The following is an 18,357-nucleotide window of genomic DNA, read 5'->3' as shown; positions in this document are numbered from 1 at the left end:
CCATACCCGAGCGCCAAGGTCGGGACACCTTGATGACCAAAACTTACTATGCTAAGTTTTGCTCATCAGGTAATCAGGGAGCTGTTTCCTTGCATGTCCATGACCACGTCCTCCATCCCTTCCGCGCCGGTCGCCGACTGGCATGCGATGCCGGCCGACGCCGTCCTGCGCCAGCTGGCTTCGGTCCCCGACGGACTCGCACCGGATGAAGCGGCGCGGCGCCTGGCGCTGCACGGCCCCAACACGCTGCCATCGCCACCGCGCACGCCCGCCCTCCTGCGCTTTCTGCTGCAATTCAATAACGCGCTGATCCTGTTCCTGCTCGCCGCCGCGGCGCTGGCCGCCGTGCTCGGGCACTGGGTCGACGCGGCCGTGATCGTCGGCGTGGTCACCGTGAACGCCATCGTCGGCTTCGTCCAGGAAGGCAAGGCGGAGCAGGCCCTCGGCGCCCTGCAAGCCATGCTGGCGCCCACTGCGCGCGTCGTGCGCGCCGGCCAGCACGCGACCGTCCCGGTGGCCACGCTGGCGCCGGGCGACGTGGTGCTGCTCGAAGCGGGCGACCGCGTCCCCGCCGACCTGCGCCTGCTGCGCGCCCGCGCCCTGCTGGTCGACGAAGCGATCCTCACCGGCGAATCGGTGGCCAGCGTCAAGACCGGCCACGCCGCCGACGCCGGTGCGGCGCTGGGCGACCGCGAAGGCATGGCGTATTCCGGTACGCTGGTCGCCGCCGGCCAGGGCCTCGGCCTAGTGGTCGCCACCGGCAGCCATACCGAGATCGGCCGCATCAGCACCATGCTCGGCAAGGTCGAGCCGCTCACCACGCCGCTGCTGCGCCAGATCAACGGCTTCGGGCGGCGCTTCACGGTGCTGTCGATCGCCGTCGCCGCGTTGCTGTTCGCCTATGCGGTCGGCTTGAAGAGGATGGACTGGGTCGAGGCGCTGATGATGGTGGTGGCGATCGCGGTGGCGCTGGTGCCCGAAGGCTTGCCGGCGGTGATCACCATCACCCTCGCCATCGGCGTGCAGCGCATGGCCGCGCGGCACGCCATCGTGCGCCGCCTGCCGGCGGTGGAAACGCTGGGCGCGACCACCGTGATCTGTTCCGACAAGACCGGCACGCTGACCCGCAACGAGATGACGGCCTGCCGCGTGGTGACCGGCGCGGGCAGCATCGGCGTGAGCGGCGCCGGCTACGCGCCGCTGGGCGCGTTCGCGCTGCCCGGGGACGGCGCCGGCCTGCCGGCCAATGCGCGCCGCCTGGTCGAAGCCGGCCTGCTGTGCAACGACGCCCACCTGCGCCAGGCCGCGGGCGGCTGGCATGTGGATGGCGATCCGATGGAAGGCGCGCTGGTGGCGCTGGCGATGAAGGCCGGGCTCGAACCGGACGCCTTGCGCGCCGGCCATCCGCGCGCCGACGAGATCCCGTTCGACGCCCAGCACCGTTTCATGGCCACGCTGCACGGCCTGGCCGACGGCGGCGCCGAGCTGTTCGTCAAGGGCGCGCCGGAACGCGTGCTGGCCATGAGCGGCGCGCAACTCGACGCGTCCGGAGCCACCATGCCGCTGGATACCGCTTACTGGGAAGGCCACGTCGCGGGGGCGGCCTCCAGCGGCGAGCGCGTGCTGGGCTTCGCCCTGCGCCGCTTCGCGCATGCGCCGCCGCAGCTGGACTTCGACGCCGTGGACGAGCTGGTGTTCCTGGGCCTGGTCGGCTTCATCGATCCGCCGCGGCCCGAGGCGCTGGCCGCGATCGCCGATTGCCGCAGCGCCGGCATCGCGGTCAAGATGATCACCGGCGACCATGGCGCGACCGCCGCCGCCATCGCCGCGCAACTCGGCCTGGCCGAGCAGCCGGTGGTGGCGACCGGCCAGGACGTCGACGCCGCCTCCGACGCCGGGCTGCGGACCCTGGCGCGCCGCACCCACGTCTTCGCTCGCACCAATCCCGCCCACAAGCTGCGCGTGGTGCGCGCGCTGCAGGCCGAGGGCGAGGTGGTCGCGATGACCGGCGACGGCGTCAACGACGCGCCGTCGCTCAAACAGGCCAACGTCGGCATCGCCATGGGCAACAAGGGCACCGAGGCGGCCAAGGAAGCGGCGCAGATCGTGCTGGCCGACGACAACTTCGCCTCGATCGTGGCGGCCGTGAGCGAGGGACGCACCGTCTACGACAACATCCGCAAGGTCATCGCCTGGACCCTGCCGACCAACGGCGGCGAGGTGCTGGCCATCGTCGCGGCGCTGGTGCTGGGCCTGACCCTGCCGATGACGCCGCCGCAGATCCTGTGGATCAACATGATCCTGACCATCACGCTCGGCCTGGTGCTGGCCTTCGAGCCGGCCGAACCGGGCGTGATGGGGCACCGGCCGCGCGACCCGCAAGCGCCGCTGCTGTCGCCCTTCATGCTGTGGCGGGTGGCGTTCGTGTCGGTGCTGTTCACCGCCGGCGTGTTCGCCGTAATGGCCTGGGCCGAACGCCGCGGCCTGGACACCGAGGCGGCGCGCACGATGGTGGTCGACATGCTGTGCGTGCTGGAGATCTTCTACCTGTTCAACGTGCGCTACCTGCACATGCGCTCGTTCACCTGGCGCGGCGCCCGCGGCACGCCGGCGGTGCTGTGGGCGATCGCCGTCGTGGTGGTCGCGCAGCTGGCGTTCACCTACCTGCCGTGGATGCAGGCGTTGTTCGATACCCGCGCCGTGGCGCTCGCGGACGGCGTGGCGATCCTCGGCATCGGGCTGGCGTTCATGGCGGTGCTCGAAGTCGAGAAGCTGCTGCTGCGGCGCTGGAAGGTGTTCGCGGAGATCAGCTGACCCCGGCCAGGATCAGCGACACCGGCTTGCCCGTGCGCGGATGCAGCGGCTCGCGCATCTCGACCACGCGCAGGCCGTGCCGCTCGAACAGCGCGATCCAGCTCGAGATCGTGCGGAAGTACCAGGGCGGCGCGTCCTGGAATTCATCGTTGAAGCCGGCCCAGCTGCCCGCGCGCCAGCCGTCGACATACGGCGCGTCGCCGCAGGCCATCACCGGATGCACGGTCTGCACGACCAGCGTGCCGCCCTTGCGCAGATAGGTCGGCGCGGCGGCGAACAGGCCGTCGACCGCTTCATGTCCGATCAGCGAGAAGTTGGCGACCGCGACGTCGGCCGCCAGCGCCAGCGCGCCGGCCGCGATCTGTTCATACGACAGCACGCGAAAGTCGCCGCCGCCGGCGGCCCGCGCCTGTTTGATGAGGCCCTCGATCGCGTCCACGCCGACCATCGTCACTTCGGGCAGCGCGCGCACCAGCCAGCCTTCGCCGCAGCCGAGATCGACGCCGGTGCGCGGCGCGTGCGCGCGCACCGCCTCGACGATGGCGGCGTTGGTCACCAAGGTGCGGCTCTCGATTTCTCCGCCACGCACTGCGCTGGTCCAGGGGTTCGCGTTGCGCGACCAGGATGCGAGGATTGCGGCGTCGGTGTGATCGGTCATGGCGTCTCCTTTTGGCTCATTATGCATGAGACGGCGGGCCAGTCCCAGACATGCGGCGGCCATCGCGATCATCCAGTAGACTGGCCGGGTTCCAACGCACCCGCCCTGCCGTCCATGAAATCTCCGCAACGCCTGCCGATCCTGCTCGTCGCCGTCACGGCCGCCGCCATCACCTTCGCCTTCATCAAGAAGCCGCCCGAGCAGGAGGCGTTGCCACCGCCGCTGGTCTCCCTGGAGAAGATGGGCCACCTGGTCTCGCTCAAGATGAATTATTCGGACGTCATCGAGTTCACGCAACCGAATGCGGTCGACATTCCCTGGTCGCAATGGGAAGTCCGGCTGGGCAGCACCCGCGTGCTGCTGGTCGCGCGCGGCGACTGCACGATCGCGACCGACCTGCGCCAGGCGCGCTACGAAGACATCGACGAGCGCGCGCGCACCCTCAGCGTCGTGCTGCCGCCGCCGATGCCGCTGCAGGCGCGCATCAGCCACGAGGCGCGCAACCGGGGCGGCTCCTATTTCTATGCGGTCACCGAACAGGGGCTGCAAGCCTTCATCCCTTCCGCCCAGACCCGCACCAATGCGATGAACAATGCGCTGCAGACGGCGCAGAAGGCGGTGCAGGCGGCCTGCAGCCAGCCTGCCGTGCTGAATACGGCCAAGGAAAACGCGGCCACCGTCATGCAGGCCACGCTGGCCGCCACCGGCTGGATGCCGACCGTCATCTGGGAGCCGCTTTCCCCAGCAAGTCCCTGAGCGATCCAGGCTTTCGATTCTTGGGCGCCTTGCCGGGTTGATGGATAATATTCCATTACTCTTCAGCAAGGATTCCAAATGATTAAGAGTCTGGCCACCCTCCTGTTCACCATCCTCGCCGCTGCCGTTCACCTTCCCGCAGCGGCCCAGAAGCCCGAAAGCCGCGCCGAAGCGGTCAAGATCGTGGCCGACATGCGGCGCCTGGTCATGCCGGGCGCCATCGAGCGTACCGAAGCGGTGCGCATCGGCGGCATCGACCAGTGGATCTCGGTGCGCGGCGTCGACCGCCGCAACCCGGTGCTGTTGATGATCCACGGCGGCCCGGGCTATGTGTCGATGCCCACCAGCTGGTATTTCCAGCGCGGCTGGGAAGACTTCTTCACCGTGGTGCAATGGGACCAGCGCGGCGCCGGCAAGACCTACGCCGCCAACGATCCGGCCGTCGTGGCGCCGACCATGACGCGCGCGCGCATGGTCGCCGACACCGAGGAAATGGTGCAATGGCTGCGGCGCGAGTTCGGCAAGGAGCGCATCTTCGTGCTCGGCCACTCCTGGGGCAGCTCGCTCGGCATCGAACTGGCGAGCAAGCATCCGGAGTGGCTGCACGCCTACATCGGCATGGGCCAGGCTACGGACGGGCCGGAGGGCGAACGACGCGGCCTGCGCTTCGCGCTCGACGCCGCGCGGCGCGACAACAACGCCAAGGCGGTGCGGGAACTCGAATCGCTCGGCCCCTACGCGGCGCCGGGCCGCCCGATCGTGCTCAAGGACCTGTACCTGCAGCGCAAGTGGCTGGGCTACTACGGCGGCGCGGTGCACGGCCGCAAGGACTTCGCCCACGAAGGCGCGGCGGCGCGCCTGGCGCCCGAGTACACCGACGCCGACCTGCGCACCATGTGGAAGGCCAATGACTTCTCTCAGGAACACCTGCTGGCTGAAGTCATCTCGACCGACTTCAGCGTTCATAAACGCTTCGACTGCCCGATCGTCATCTTCAACGGCCGCTACGACTACAACGTCTCATCCAGCGTGACCGCCGAGTGGTTCGAGACGGTGAAGGCGCCGCACAAGAAACTGGTGTGGTTCGAGCACTCGGGCCACGAGATGTTCAACGAAGAGCCGGGCAAGATGCTCGACGCCCTGCTGCGCCACGTGCGGCCGATCGCCGAGAAGGCGGGCGACGTGGCGCCGTAGCGACGGACCGTGTAAAGACAACACACATTGCGGGAACGTACTACTACGTACGCAATCCGCATGAGCATTCGTGTAAAATCGTTTCAGCAGGTTATCGAAGCAACCGCGAACAACCGCGAAATAATTCAACTATATAGGTGACAAAACCATGCGAGTCTTCCCGTCCAAAGGAAAATCCCTCGTGTTCGCTCTCGCAGCAACCGTCCTCTCCGCCAGCGCCTTCGCCCAGAACTGGCCAACCGGCACCGTGACCGTGGTCGTGCCATGGCCGGCCGGCGGCCCGTCCGACATCGCGGCGCGTCCGCTGGCGAAAGGCCTGACCACCGACCTGAAGCAGTCGTTCGTGATCGATAACCGCGGCGGTGGCGGCGGCAACATCGGCACCCTGGCCGTGACCCGCGCCAAGCCGGACGGCCAGACCCTCCTGATCACCTCGAGCGCGCCGATCGTGATCAACCCGAGCCTGTACAAGAAGATGGCCTTCGACCCGGCCAAGGACCTGATTCCGGTCACCAACCTGCTGCGCGCGCCGCTGGTGCTGGTCGCCCACCCATCGGTGCCGGCCAAGAACGTCAAGGAACTGCTGGCCCACATCCAGTCCAAGAAAGGCCAGTTCTCGTACGCGTCGGCCGGCAACGGCACCCCGCAGCACCTGACCGGTGAACTGTTCCGCGGCGTGACCAAGCTCGACATGGTGCACGTGCCGTACAAGGGCTCGGCGCCGGCGATTTCCGACCTGCTGGGCGGTCACATCCCGATCATGTTCGACTCGACCATCGCGATCATGCCGCACATCAAGAGCGGCAAGGTCAAGCCGATCGCCATCTCGGGCAGCAAGCGCTCGCCGCTGCTGCCGGACGTGCCGACCTTCGCCGAAGCCGGCCTGAACATCGAGTCCTACGCCTGGTACGGCCTGTTCGTGCCGGCCAAGACCCCGAAAGCCATCGTCGACAAGATCAACGCCGAATCGCAGAAAGTCATGAAGCAGCCGGACTTCCAGCGCGTGCTGGCCGACACCGGCACCGAGTACGTGGGCGATACGCCTGAGAACTTCGCCAAGTTCGTGCAGGCCGAAAGCGCGAAATGGTCGAAGATCGTGAAGGACAGCGGCGCGACCGTCGACTGATCCACTCGATCCTGTAGTACCCCACTAGAACGGGTGACGCGGCATGGCCGGGTCACCCGTTTTTTCATCAAGCCCGCTTTTCCGTCAACGTCACGCGGTGGAAGTGCGACGACGTCAGCCCGACGCCCGCCGCATCGAACACGTCCAGCACGTTCTGGTGCAGATGGTTGCGCACCTCGGCCCGCTCGCGCGGGCTGTCGGCCGAGGAATGCGCGCACAGCCGGTATTCGACATAGAAATCCGACAGCGCCGCCTGCACGATGAAGGGTTTCGGTTCGGCCGCGATGCCTGGCGTCGCCGCGGCCGCCTGTTCGAGCAGCGCGTGCGCGGTGCGCCACGGCGTCTCGTAGGCGAGCGTCACCTTGACCTCGGTGACGAAACCGTCCTCGATCACGCCGTCGCGCGAGAAGTTGCTGGTGGTGTTGGACAGCACCCAGGCGTTGGGCATCAGGACTTCTTCGCCGCTGCCGGTGCGCAGGCGCGTCTCGAACATGCCCATGTCGACCACGGTGCCCTCCTTGTCGCCCACGCGCACGTATTCTCCCTTGCGCAGCGAGCGGGTGTACATCAGGATCAGGCCAGCGGCGCCCTGCGCCACGATGCTCGAGGCGCCGATCGACACCATCAGGCCGGCCAGCACCGTCACGCCCTGGAAGGCGGCCGTGTGCGAACCGGGCAGGTAGGGATAGGACATCGCCAGCGCGAACAGCCCGATCACCAGGTTGACCAGGCGCCGGGTCGGCGCCGCCGTGTCCTGGTCGAGCCAGCCCACCTGCAATTCGCCGCTCTCGACCCGCTTGAACACCGAGGCCGCGGTCAGCATCACCAGGCGCGCCAGCGCGGCGATGACCAGCACCACCAGCAGGCCGGGAATGGCGGCCGCCATCGACTGGCCGATCCCCACCGCCAGCTCCACCAGGTAACCCTTGAGCCACTCGCCCCAGCTGCGGGTGTAGGCGAATTCGCCGAGCAGGAAGCTGATCCAGATATAGGTGGCCAGCAGGCGCAGGCCCCATACCACCGCCATCGTCACCTGGCGCAGGAAGCTCACATACAGCTGGGCGTCGAGCAGGCGCACGTTGCGAAAGCTCACCCGCGCCAGGCGCACGCCGAGCAGGCGCTCGAAGCGGCTCTTGACCGCGCTGCGCAGCAGCACCAGCGCGCGCAGCACGACGACGTAGGCCAGGGTGGCGGCGACGCACAGCGCGGCGGCTTCGACCAGCACGCGCGGGTCGCTCGCCTCGCGCCGCGCGGCCAGCGCGCGCTCCAGCTTGCCCGCGCTGTCGTGCGCGACGTCCTGGGGCGTGTCGCCGGCCAGCACATTGACGTCGGCCGGCGTCACCAGGAACAGCGGCGTGCCGTCGAGCAGCACCTGGCTGCCCTCCGCCAAGCCGTTGACGGTGACGCGCTGCGGGCCCTTGCCCGACAGGGCCTTGTCGAGGCGCCGCTGGGCCGCTTCGAGGCGGTCTTGCGGCGAGTGGCCGGCCAGGGTGGCGCGGAACACGAAGACCTTGCGGGTGGCGACGGTGAAGTCGGCGCGCGCGGTCGGCTGGGCCGGCGCGGCCGCAGCCGCGGCGGCCGGCACAGTGTCGGCCTGGGCGGCCTGGGCGAAGGAATACAGCCCCAGCAAGGCAAGGACAAGGAATGCGCGGATGATTGCCATGGAAAAAAACAAATCGGTAAAAACGAAATGTTACCCCAGATCACTTCTACTCAGCAGGCAAAGCACCCACTTACAACAGCCCAGCACCAGATCTTGCCAACAAGCTACCGTGTTCCGTGTCTTTTCGATAACGACTAACATCTTCGCCACTACCTGGCTGCGTTGGCAGCCCCACCCCATCAAGGAGCAAGCATGAGTTCGGAAGACCAGAAGCCAGAAGGCGTGACGCCGTCGCGCCGCCGTTTCGTGAGCACCGTTGCCGCGGGCGTGGCCGCCTCGGCCGCCGCCGTCCCGGCCCTGGCCCAGCAGGCGGGCGGCAACCAGCCGGCGCCCGGCGCGATGCGCGAAGCGGCCAAGCGCTATCCGCGTCCGCCCTTCCCCAAGCAGGACCAGCCGTGGCCGGCCCTGGCCAGCAAGATGACGCCGCGTCCCGACCACGGTGAAACCACGTATCGCGGCAGCGGCCGCCTGGCGGGACGCAAGGCCCTGATCACCGGCGGCGACTCGGGCATCGGCCGCGCCGCCGCGATCGCCTATGCGCGCGAAGGCGCCGACGTCGCCATCGGCTACCTGCCGGCCGAGGAACCGGATGCGCGCGAAGTCATGCAGCTGATCCGCGACGCGGGCCGCAAGGCGGTGGCCATTCCCGGCGACATCCGCGACGAGGCCTTCTGCAAGAAACTGGTGGAGACGGCGGTGCGCGAGCTGGGCGGCCTGGACATCCTGGTCAACAATGCCGCGCGCCAGCAGAACAACGCCTCGATCCTCGACATCACCAGCGAGCAGTTCGACTGGACCATCAAGACCAATATCTACGCCGTGTTCTGGATCACCAAGGCGGCGATTCCGCATATGTCGGCCGGCAGCGTCATCATCAATACCTCGTCGCAGACGGCCTACGATCCGCCGGAAAAACTGCTCGACTATTCGGGCACCAAGGCCTTCGAGGTGGCGTTCACGAAGTCGCTGGCCAAGCAGATGGCATCGAAGGGAATCCGCGTGAATGCAGTGGCGCCGGGCCCGGTGTGGACGCCGCTGCAGCTGGCGGGCGGCAATTCGCCGGAGGGGCGCGAAAAGTTCGGCGAGGACACGCCGATGAAGCGTCCGGGCCAGCCGGCCGAGCTGGCGACGATCTACGTCACGCTGGCCTCGGACGAGGCGAGCTACACCACCGGCCACGTGTATGGCGCGGCGGGCGGCGGCGGACAGCCGTAAGCATTCGCTTCGGCCTGTCCGGTGCTGCCGGGCGGGCCTCAGCCGCGGCGCAGCAGGCGCGTCAGCAGCGAGACGAAGGAACGGGTGCGGATCTGCTGGCCCAGCGGGCCGGCATTGGTGCAGCGTGCAATGACGGTCATCTCATTTCCTCCTAGACATAGCTTGGCAGATTAGCCATGCCACGCGTACTCATCTGTGCGCTGGATCGCATAAGGCTCCAGCCTGCTCGACGCTAGCGCGCGCGCCCCGATCCGGTAGCGTCCTATCATGAACCCTTCGTAGGGCGAGAGTCTGCTCCAATCGGAGTGACCGTCGCATTGTTCGCAACGTCAATAGACAAGGAGGAACATATGGGCTACGCAGACCGCGATAAATACGGTATCTACAAGGACAGCACCAACGCAGGTCCGGGACCGTCCCTGATGGGCGCCGACACCTTGATCGGCGACAGCGTCGTCAATGCCGCCGAGGAAGACCTGGGCGACATCAAGGAAATCATGCTCGACATGCAGACCGGCCAGGTGGCCTATGCCGTGCTGGCTTTCGGCGGCTTCCTGGGCGTGGGCGAAAAGCTGTTCGCCGTGCCCTGGCAGGCGCTGCACCTCGACACGGTCAACAAGCGCTTCGTGCTCAACGTCGAGAAGGACCGCCTGAAATCGGCGCCCGGCTTCGACAAGGATGCCTGGCCGGACATGAGCGACCTGAGCTGGGCCAGCGGCATCCACAGCTTCTACGGCACCGACCCGAACCGCTCGGGCGCACCGACCATGGGGCCGGGCGTGCCGATGGGCGGCATGGTCGGCGGCGCCGGCACCGGAAGCAGCACCTATGCGGGCGGCGCGATGGGTTCGAGCGTGGGCGCCGGGCACGCCGGTTCCAGCAGCCTGGGCGGCGCAGGCGCCGGCATGGGCGATTCGCGCGCGAACCAGGGCCCGGGCCACAGCATCGATCCGCGCTCCGGCAACCTGGGCGACGACACGGACATCAGCCGCATCCGCGGCAGCAATATCGGCTAAGCCCGTTATCGCGGGCATCGACATGAGGGACGGCTTACCGCCGCCCTTCGTGTCTGCACCACTTCCTCAGCAGAACACGAAATCCTCGTTCGACCGAGGCACCCTGCGCAGCACGTCACGTACCGCATACCCAGCCAGTCCGGCCAGGGACAGCACCAGCAACCACAATCCAGACATGATCGACTCCTTGTGCACAGCCCGCTTTCGCACAGGTGTGCGAAATTATTGCAATAAAAAGGGAGGACGACGCCCTCCCCGGCCCGGCCTCATTCGAGGTCGCTGAAACTCCTGTAGGTGGAAATGAGGCGGTTGAACGCCCGCTGCGCCCGCCTGGGGGCGTCTGCGTCATGCAGGAAGCGCGCGTCGTGCATCACGCCGATCACGAGGCTGTAGATCTCGAACACCAGCTGTTCGGGTTCGGTGTCGGGCCGCAGGTGCCCTGCTTCCATCGCCTGCAGCACCGTCTTGCGCAAGGTCGCGCGCCAGCGCAGCACGCCCGCCTCGATGCGCTCGCGCAGCGGGTGCGGCATGGGAATGTCGTCGAACTCGAAAGCGCCGGCCGTGTAGAGGCAAGAGCCGCGCACGGTTTCGCCGGCGATCTTCTTGAGCCACAGATTGACCATCGTGGACAGGCGCGGCAGGCCGCGCGACGCGGCCAGCGCAGGCAGAAAGATCTCTTCGGAAAAGCGGCGATCGTACTCGTCCAGCACGGCCGACTGCAGGGCCTCGAGCGAGCCGACGCGCGAGAAGACGCCGCTCTTGCTGATCCCGGTGCGCTTGGACAGCTCGCCCAGCGACAGCTGGCCGATGCCCTCGGTCGATGCCATCCCGACCGCCGCATCGAGGATGGTGGCGTAGGTGGCTTCGCTTTTGGCGGTGGTGTTCATGAAGCCACTTTAGCACAGGCGTGCGAATCCACAAGCGGTTTTTCACCGGACCGGACCCGACAGCGTCCGGTCCGACGGGCGGCTAGCGCAGCATCGACTCCCACACCTTTTGCAGGCGCTTGGCCGACACCGGCATCGGCGTCCTCAGCTCCTGCGCGAACAGCGACACCCGCAGCTCTTCCAGCATCCACCGGAACTCGACCATGCGCGGATCGTTGTTCTTGCCCGCCATATTCTTGAGCGTGCGCTGGAACTGGCTGGCCGCGTTCTGCCACTCGGCCATCAGCTGCGCGTCGCGCGACGGATTGCCGCGCAACTTCTCGAGACGGACGTTGATCGCCTTCAGGTAGCGCGGGAAATGCGCCAGCTGACTATATTCGTTGTCGGCGATGAAGCGCTTGTGCACCAGCGCCTGCAGCTGCGCCTGGATGTCCGACGCCACCGCCGAAGGCAGTGCCTGCACGCGCTTGGGCAGGCCGTGGTACTCGCCCAGGATCTGGCCCGCCAGGCGCGCCACCTCGTTGATGAGCAGGCCGATGCGGCCCTTGCCCTCGTCCTTGCGTTTGTTGAACGAAGCCGCATCGACCGGCAGCGGATCCTGCAGGCAGGCGATGTCGATCGCCTTGGCCACGATCTGGTCGCGCAAGTCTTCCTGCGAGCCGATGTTCATGAACTGCATGCCCATGCCCTGCAGGCCGGGGATGTTCTTTTCGGCGAACTTCAGTTGTTCCTTGAACTGCAGCGCGAACAGGCGGCGCAGGCCCACGCGATGGGTGCGCGCGGCCACGTTCGGGTCGTCGAACACCTCCAGGTCGCAATGGGTGCCCTTGTCGACCAGCGCCGGGAAGCCGATCAGGGTCAGCTTGCCCTGGTTGATCTCCAGCAGTTCCGGCAGCTCGCCGAAGGTCCAGCTGGTGAGACCGGTGTGCTGGCGGCCCGATGCCGCTTCTTGCGCAGGGGCGGTCTGCGGCGCATTGCCCTTCCCCTTGCCTGCGGGTGCCGGCGGAGCGCTCGGCGCAGCCGCCACCGGCCGCGCCGCCTGCGCACGCCCATTGGCGGCAGAGGGCGTCGCTTCCGCCATCTTCTGGAAGCTCTGGCGCGCCTGTCCGCCCAGCTCGGCCTGGAGCGTCGCGAGATTGCGCCCCATCTCCAGCTGGCGGCCATGCTCGTCGACGACCTTGAAGTTCATGAACATGTGCGCCGGCAGGGTCTCGAGCTTGAAGTCGGCGGTCTTCACCGCCACGCCCGTCTGCGCGCGCACGTCCATGATCAAGACGTCGACCAGGTCGCCGCGCCCGAAGGCGTTCGCCGCATGGATGCGATCGACGAACCTGGCCGCGTATTCCGGCAGCGGCACGCAGTGGCGGCGCAGCTTCTGCGGCAGCGATTTGAGCAGCAGGTGCACCTTTTCCTTGATCATGCCCGGCACCAGCCATGCCGGCCGCTCTTGCGGAATCTGGTTCAGCGCGAACAGCGGCACGGCGAGCGTGACGCCATCGCGCACGCTGCCCGGTTCGAAGTGGTACGTCAGGCCCATCTCGATGCCGGTGACGACCATCGTCTTCGGGAACAGCTCGGTGGTGACGCCGGCCGCCTCGTGCCGCATCAGCTCTTCGCGGTTCAGGTAGAGCAGCTTCGGATTGTCGCGCGCATGGTCCTTGTACCACTTCTCGAAACCGGCGCCGTTGACGACGTCGAGCGGAATCTCCTTGTCGTAGAAGGCCGCGATCAGCTGGTCGTCGACCAGCACGTCCTGGCGACGCGACTTGTGCTCGAGGTTCTCGATGTCCTTCACCAGCTTGTGGTTGTGGATGTAGAACGGCAGTCGGGTCTCGAAGTCGCCCGCCACCAGCGCGTCGCGGATGAAGATCTCGCGCGCCTCACGCGGATTGCGCTGGCCGTAGTTGATGCGCCGGCCGCCATAGATGACGATGCCGTACAGGGTTGCGCGCTCGAGCGCCGTGACTTGCGCCTGCTTCTTTTCCCAGCGCGGCTCGCCCCACGATTTCTTGAGCAGGTGGCCGCCGATCTTTTCCACCCACTCGGGCTGGATCTGGGCGATGGTGCGCGCATACAGGCGCGTGGTCTCGACCAGTTCGGCCGCCATGACCCAGCGTCCCGCCTTCTTGCCGAGCGTCGAGCCGGGCCAGATGTGGAACTTGATGCCGCGCGCGCCAAGATAGACGCCGCCCTGCTCGTCCTCGGACTTGAAACCGATATTGCCAAGCAGGCCAGTGAGCAGCGCCAGGTGCAGCTGTTCGTAGGTGGCCGGCGACTCGTTCAGGCGCCAGCCCTGCTCGCGCACGATGGTGAGCAGCTGCGAATGCACGTCGCGCCACTCGCGCAGGCGCAGCTGCGACAGGAAGTTGGCGCGGCAGTTGTCCTGCAGCTGGCGATTGGTCTTCTTGTGCGCGATCGCGTCCTCGAACCAGGCCCAGATCTTCAGGTAGCTCAGGAATTCGGATTTCTCGTCCGCGAACTTCTTGTGCTTCTCGTCGGCCTGCTGCTGGTATTCGATCGGGCGGTCGCGCGGGTCTTGCGTCGACAGGGCCGAGGCCACGATCAGCATCTCGGTCAGGCAGTGATTGTCGAGCGCGGCCAGGATCATGCGGCCCACGCGCGGGTCGAGCGGCAGCTTGGCCAGCTTGCGGCCCAATGGCGTCAGCTCGTTGTTGTCGTCGACCGCGCCGACTTCCTGCAGCAGCTGGTAGCCGTCGGCGATCGCGCGGCCCTGCGGCGCCTCGATGAAGGGGAAGGTCTCGACGTCGGTCAGGCGCAGGGACTTCATGCGCAGGATGACGGCCGCCAGCGACGAACGCAGGATCTCCGGTTCGGTGAACTTGGGGCGCTTGAGGAAATCGTCTTCCTCGAACAGGCGGATGCAGACGCCGTCGGCCACCCGGCCGCAGCGGCCGGCGCGCTGGTTGGCCGCCGATTGTGCGATCGGCTCGACCTGCAGCTGCTCGACCTTGTTCCGGAAGCTGTAGCGCTTCACGCGCGCCAGGCCGGTATCGACCACGTAGCGGATGCCCGGCACGGTCAGCGAGGTCTCGGCCACGTTGGTGGCCAGGACGATGCGGCGCGCGTTGCCGCTCGGGCGGAACACGCGGTCCTGTTCTTCCACCGACAGGCGCGCGAACAGCGGCAGGATGTCGACGTGCGGCGGATGGTGCTTGCGCAGCGCCTCGGCGCAGTCGCGGATCTCGCGCTCGCCCGGCAGGAACACCAGCACGTCGCCCGAGCCGATGCGGCACAGCTCATCGACCGCGTCGACCACGCCATCCATCAGGTCGCGCTTCTCGCGCGCGGCCTGCGCCTTCGGCAGCGGCTTGGTCGGGTCGACGGCAGGGGCGCCCGGCACCGGGTCGCGGTCGATCGGGCGATAGCGCACCTCGACCTGGTACAGGCGGCCCGAGACCTCGATCACCGGCGCCGGCTTGTCGTTGGCGGCGAAGTGGCGCGCGAAGCGCTCGGCGTCGATGGTCGCCGAAGTGATGATCACTTTCAGGTCCGGCCGGCGCGGCAGCAGCTGCTTGAGGTAACCGAGCAGGAAGTCGATGTTCAGGCTGCGCTCGTGCGCCTCGTCGATGATGATCGTGTCGTAGTTGCGCAGCAGCGGATCGGTCTGCGTCTCCGCCAGCAGGATACCGTCGGTCATCAGCTTGACCGACGCCCCTTTTTGCAAGGTGTCGTTGAAGCGCACCTTGAAGCCGACATGCTCGCCCAGCGGCGAGCCGAGTTCCTGCGCGATGCGCTTGGCGGTCGACGACGCCGCGATGCGGCGCGGCTGGGTGTGGCCGATCAGCCCCTTGCCGCCGCGGCCCAGTTCGAGGCAGATCTTCGGCAACTGCGTGGTCTTGCCCGAACCGGTCTCGCCCGAGACGATGACCACCTGGTGCTCGAGAATGGCTTTCGCGATCTCGGCGCGGCGGCCCGATACGGGCAGGTCTTCGGGGAAGGTAATCGGCGGCAGCGGATTGCGCACCACGGTAGCTTCTTCGCGCGGCGGGCGCTCCTGGCGTGGACGCGACTCGCCGCGCCCGCCCTGTGCACCTGGTGCACGTCGAGGCCGGCGTTCGGCGGAGGCTGCGTTGGCGGTGGCGCTCGCTTCGCGCGCCGGCTGTTGCGAAGGCTTGTTACTCTGTTCAGACATTGATTTTTACAAGGATTTGGTGCGCACAACGCGCAGCGAATTATAATGCGGCAAATGGAAACTCCTACCCAATTCGTCCAGTGGCTGCGCTCGGTCGCGCCGTATATTCATGCGTTCGGTGGCAAGACCTTCGTGGTCGCCTTCCCGGGCGAACTGGTCGCCTCCGGCGCCCTGCCGGTGCTGGCGCAAGACTTGTCGCTGCTGGTCGGCCTCGGCATCCGCATCGTGCTGGTGCACGGTTCGCGGCCGCAGGTGGCCGAGCAGCTGGCGCTGCGCAACGTCGAAGGCCGCTTCCACGACGGCGTGCGCATCACCGACACCGCCGCGCTCGAATGCGCCAAGGAAGCCGCCGGCGAGCTGCGCCTCGACATCGAGGCCGCCTTCAGCCAGGGCCTGCCCAACACGCCGATGTCGAACGCCCAGATCAGCATCGTCTCGGGCAACTTCGTGGTGGCCCGTCCGCTGGGCGTGATCGACGGCGTCGACTTCGAGCTCACCGGCGTCACCCGCAAGATCGCCGCCGAGAAGATCCACCCGATCCTGCAGACCGAGGACAACCTGGTGCTGCTGTCGCCGCTGGGCTTCTCGCCGACCGGCGAGATCTTCAACCTGACCATGGAAGACGTGGCCGCGTCGGCCGCGATCGCCCTGCACGCCGACAAGCTGATCTTCATCACCGAATCGCCGATGATGAAGGATGCCGGCGGCGCCGAGCTGCGCGAATTGTCGTCGCACATGGCCGAAGCCGTGCTGCAGGCGGGCTTCCTGTCCGATTCCGCCGCGTTCTACCTGCAGCACGCGATCAAGGCCTGCAACGCCGGCGTCGACCGCGCCCACATCATTCCATTCGAAATGGACGGTTCGGCCCTGCTCGAGGTGTTCACCCACGACGGCGTGGGCACCATGATCAGCCACGAGAACCTGGAAAGCCTGCGCCAGGCCACAATTGAGGACGTCGGCGGAATTATCAAGCTCATCGAACCGCTGGAAGCCGATGGCACGCTGGTGTACCGTGGCCGCGAGCTGATCGAGCGCGAGATCGACCAGTTCTCGGTGATCGACCACGACGGCGTGATCTTCGGCTGCGCGGCGCTGTATCCGTTCCCGGAATCGAAGATGGGCGAGATGGCCTGCCTGACGGTGAGCCCCGATGCGCAAACCCAGGGCGACGGCGAGCGCATACTCAAGCACATGGAAAACCGCGCGCGCGCCGCCGGCCTCACGAAACTGTTCGTGCTGACCACGCGCACCTCGCACTGGTTCAAGAAGCGCGGCTTCGTGCCGGCCACCGTGGACGATCTGCCAAAGGATCGGCAACACATGTACAACTGGCAGCGCCGGTCACAGGTGCTGATCAAGACTTTATAATACCGGTTTTAGACTGTCACGGATAACAGGAGTACACGATGGCCCGCACCGTCCACTGCATCAAACTGAACAAGGAAGCCGAAGGCCTGGATTTCCCGCCGGTCCCAGGCGAGATGGGCAAGAAGCTGTATATGTCGGTCTCGAAAGAGGCATGGCAGCAATGGCTGAAGCATCAAACGATGCTGATCAACGAAAACCGCCTGAACCTGGCCGACGACCGCGCGCGCAAATACCTGGCGACGCAGATGGAGAAGCATTTCTTCGGCGAAGGCGCCGACCAGGCGATGGGTTACGTGCCGCCGACCGCCTGATCGACGCGCATCATCCATGAAAAATCCCGCTTGCGGCGCCTGCCGTCAGCGGGATTTTTTTACATCTTGCGGCACTGGCGCAATTCGCAGCGCGCCATGAACACCTTGCCATCCTGGCACTGCATCCGGTAGACCTCGACCGGCCCCGGCTCCGTGATCAGGCCGGCGCCCTGCTCGCTGGTGCAGGCCTGCGCCTTGGCCAGCTGCTCGACCGTGGTCGACGACACGCCGACCTTGAACGGCACGCGCTGGATCTCGACGACGTCGGGCGACGGCGTCACGGCCGGTTCCGACGGATCCACCCCGCTGCCGGCGACGGCACAACCGCCCAGCAGGACGACCGCCGCAATCCACGCGCATTTCATGGCAGCTCTCCGCTCAGAGCGACAGGGTCTTGACGCCGTCAAGCGTGCCCAGCAGGCAGACGTTGGCGCCGGCCTTGGCGAACAGGCCCACGGCGATCACGCCGGTGATCTGGTTGATCTCTTCTTCCAGCGCCACCGGGTCAAGGATCGACAGGCCGGCCACGTCGATCAGTTCACCGCCGTTGTCGGTGATGAAAGGCTGGTCGGTGCCGGGTTTCAGGCGCAGCCTCGGCTGGCCGCCAAGCGCGGCCAGCTTGCGCATCACGACCGCACGCGCCATCGGGATCACCTCGACCGGCAGCGGGAACTTGCCCAGCGTGTCGACCAGCTTCGAACCGTCGGCGATGCAGACGAACTTCTTCGACACCGACGCCACGATCTTCTCGCGCGTGAGCGCCGCGCCGCCGCCCTTGATCATCGCGCCTTGCGCATTGATCTCGTCGGCGCCGTCGATGTAGACGGCCATTGATTCGACGTCGTTCAGGTCGAACACCGGAATGCCGTGGCCGCGCAGGCGGGCGGCGGTGGCTTCGGACGAGGCCACGGTGCCCTTGATGCGGCCCTTGATCTTCGCCAGTTCGTCGATGAAGAAGTTGGCGGTCGAGCCGGTGCCGACGCCGATGATTTCACCGTCGACCACGTAATCGATGGCGGCGCGCGCCACTGCTTGTTTCAGTTCGTCTTGAGTCATGATGCGGTTGGTAGGTAGAAAAGAATACGCCATTCTAGCGGATCGGCACGATCTTCCTGCCGAAAAACCGCGGCTCTTCCTGGTATATGCATGCATCGATCATGCAGCTTGCATTTGCTAATCTTTTACCAAGGCATCAC

14 protein-coding genes are annotated in these 18,357 nt (G+C 66.8%); 8 read left to right on the top strand and 6 right to left on the bottom strand.

From position 1 onward, the window contains the following. Positions 1–93: 93 nt before the first annotated feature. Positions 94–2,814 carry an HAD-IC family P-type ATPase gene (locus LO55_RS12830; protein ID WP_071361741.1) on the top strand — a complete coding sequence of 907 codons (2,721 nt, stop codon included), beginning with the start codon at positions 94–96 and terminating at the stop codon, positions 2,812–2,814. Here LO55_RS12830 and LO55_RS12825 read toward each other — a convergent pair. Continuing rightward, a complete protein-coding gene (locus tag LO55_RS12825) occupies positions 2,807–3,472 on the bottom strand; it encodes a methyltransferase domain-containing protein (protein ID WP_071361740.1) in 666 nt (221 codons plus the stop codon). The genes LO55_RS12830 and LO55_RS12825 overlap by 8 nt on opposite strands. Before the next feature lie 114 nt (positions 3,473–3,586). Between LO55_RS12825 and LO55_RS12820 the strand changes: the two genes are divergently transcribed. From LO55_RS12820 to LO55_RS12810, 3 genes are all read left to right on the top strand, one after another. Next, a complete protein-coding gene (locus LO55_RS12820; RefSeq protein WP_071361739.1) occupies positions 3,587–4,228 on the top strand; it encodes a DUF4230 domain-containing protein in 642 nt (213 codons plus the stop codon). 78 nt (positions 4,229–4,306) lie between these two features. Beyond that, positions 4,307–5,422, top strand: a complete 1,116-nt coding sequence (locus LO55_RS12815) for an alpha/beta fold hydrolase (protein WP_071361738.1) — start codon at positions 4,307–4,309, stop codon at positions 5,420–5,422. Positions 5,423–5,603: 181 nt separating this feature from the next. Beyond that, entirely contained in the window at positions 5,604–6,548 is a 945-nt protein-coding gene (locus tag LO55_RS12810; protein ID WP_229410137.1) for a Bug family tripartite tricarboxylate transporter substrate binding protein, read from the top strand. Between the two features lie 67 nt (positions 6,549–6,615). Here the strand turns inward: LO55_RS12810 and LO55_RS12805 are convergent, their stop codons facing one another. After that, the gene (locus LO55_RS12805; protein WP_071361736.1) at positions 6,616–8,211 is read right to left on the bottom strand and encodes a mechanosensitive ion channel family protein; all 1,596 of its coding nucleotides are present in this window, start codon (positions 8,209–8,211) and stop codon (positions 6,616–6,618) included. A gap of 192 nt (positions 8,212–8,403) precedes the next feature. Here LO55_RS12805 and LO55_RS12800 point away from each other — a divergent pair, with 192 nt between their 5' ends. Both LO55_RS12800 and LO55_RS12795 read left to right on the top strand, forming a co-directional pair. Beyond that, complete coding sequence (locus tag LO55_RS12800; protein WP_071361735.1) at positions 8,404–9,426, top strand: SDR family oxidoreductase; 1,023 nt, start codon at positions 8,404–8,406, stop codon at positions 9,424–9,426. 350 nt (positions 9,427–9,776) lie between these two features. Next, positions 9,777–10,442: a PRC-barrel domain-containing protein gene (locus LO55_RS12795; protein ID WP_071361734.1), complete on the top strand. Its 666-nt coding sequence runs from the start codon at positions 9,777–9,779 to the stop codon at positions 10,440–10,442. A 266-nt stretch (positions 10,443–10,708) separates the two neighbouring features. Here LO55_RS12795 and LO55_RS12790 read toward each other — a convergent pair whose 3' ends face one another. Beyond that, positions 10,709–11,329 carry a TetR/AcrR family transcriptional regulator gene (locus LO55_RS12790; protein ID WP_071361733.1) on the bottom strand — a complete coding sequence of 207 codons (621 nt, stop codon included), beginning with the start codon at positions 11,327–11,329 and terminating at the stop codon, positions 10,709–10,711. Positions 11,330–11,411: 82 nt separating this feature from the next. Beyond that, positions 11,412–15,482 (bottom strand): ATP-dependent RNA helicase HrpA, encoded by a 4,071-nt coding sequence (gene hrpA, locus LO55_RS12785; RefSeq protein WP_071361732.1) that lies wholly within the window; start codon positions 15,480–15,482, stop codon positions 11,412–11,414. A 54-nt stretch (positions 15,483–15,536) separates the two neighbouring features. On the opposite strand from hrpA, the gene argA reads away from it, so the two are divergent. Continuing rightward, positions 15,537–16,850 carry an amino-acid N-acetyltransferase gene (argA, locus tag LO55_RS12780; RefSeq protein ID WP_071361731.1) on the top strand — a complete coding sequence of 438 codons (1,314 nt, stop codon included), beginning with the start codon at positions 15,537–15,539 and terminating at the stop codon, positions 16,848–16,850. Between the two features lie 38 nt (positions 16,851–16,888). Then, a complete protein-coding gene (locus LO55_RS12775; RefSeq protein ID WP_005662929.1) occupies positions 16,889–17,161 on the top strand; it encodes an oxidative damage protection protein in 273 nt (90 codons plus the stop codon). Between the two features lie 59 nt (positions 17,162–17,220). Here LO55_RS12775 and LO55_RS12770 read toward each other — a convergent pair whose 3' ends face one another. Together LO55_RS12770 and rpiA are read right to left on the bottom strand one after the other, a co-directional pair. After that, entirely contained in the window at positions 17,221–17,526 is a 306-nt protein-coding gene (locus tag LO55_RS12770) for a hypothetical protein (protein ID WP_071361730.1), read from the bottom strand. A gap of 13 nt (positions 17,527–17,539) precedes the next feature. Continuing rightward, positions 17,540–18,217, bottom strand: a complete 678-nt coding sequence (gene rpiA, locus LO55_RS12765; protein WP_071361729.1) for a ribose-5-phosphate isomerase RpiA — start codon at positions 18,215–18,217, stop codon at positions 17,540–17,542. Positions 18,218–18,357: the final 140 nt, after the last annotated feature.

The organism is Massilia timonae (genome assembly GCF_001866515.1).
GTDB classification, from domain to species: Bacteria; Pseudomonadota; Gammaproteobacteria; order Burkholderiales; family Burkholderiaceae_D; genus Telluria; species Telluria timonae.
This window is presented reverse-complemented; position numbering and strand designations above follow the sequence as displayed.

What these genes read in the sequence shown, in the direction of transcription:
- LO55_RS12830 (WP_071361741.1), top strand. Translation starts at nt 94, where the DNA reads ATGTCCATGACCACGTCCTCCATCCCTTCCGCGCCGGTCGCCGACTGG.
- LO55_RS12825 (WP_071361740.1), bottom strand. Translation starts at nt 3,472, where the DNA reads ATGACCGATCACACCGACGCCGCAATCCTCGCATCCTGGTCGCGCAAC.
- LO55_RS12820 (WP_071361739.1), top strand. Translation starts at nt 3,587, where the DNA reads ATGAAATCTCCGCAACGCCTGCCGATCCTGCTCGTCGCCGTCACGGCC.
- LO55_RS12815 (WP_071361738.1), top strand. Translation starts at nt 4,307, where the DNA reads ATGATTAAGAGTCTGGCCACCCTCCTGTTCACCATCCTCGCCGCTGCC.
- LO55_RS12805 (WP_071361736.1), bottom strand. Translation starts at nt 8,211, where the DNA reads ATGGCAATCATCCGCGCATTCCTTGTCCTTGCCTTGCTGGGGCTGTAT.
- LO55_RS12800 (WP_071361735.1), top strand. Translation starts at nt 8,404, where the DNA reads ATGAGTTCGGAAGACCAGAAGCCAGAAGGCGTGACGCCGTCGCGCCGC.
- LO55_RS12795 (WP_071361734.1), top strand. Translation starts at nt 9,777, where the DNA reads ATGGGCTACGCAGACCGCGATAAATACGGTATCTACAAGGACAGCACC.
- LO55_RS12790 (WP_071361733.1), bottom strand. Translation starts at nt 11,329, where the DNA reads ATGAACACCACCGCCAAAAGCGAAGCCACCTACGCCACCATCCTCGAT.
- hrpA (WP_071361732.1), bottom strand. Translation starts at nt 15,482, where the DNA reads ATGTCTGAACAGAGTAACAAGCCTTCGCAACAGCCGGCGCGCGAAGCG.
- argA (WP_071361731.1), top strand. Translation starts at nt 15,537, where the DNA reads ATGGAAACTCCTACCCAATTCGTCCAGTGGCTGCGCTCGGTCGCGCCG.
- LO55_RS12775 (WP_005662929.1), top strand. Translation starts at nt 16,889, where the DNA reads ATGGCCCGCACCGTCCACTGCATCAAACTGAACAAGGAAGCCGAAGGC.
- LO55_RS12770 (WP_071361730.1), bottom strand. Translation starts at nt 17,526, where the DNA reads ATGAAATGCGCGTGGATTGCGGCGGTCGTCCTGCTGGGCGGTTGTGCC.
- rpiA (WP_071361729.1), bottom strand. Translation starts at nt 18,217, where the DNA reads ATGACTCAAGACGAACTGAAACAAGCAGTGGCGCGCGCCGCCATCGAT.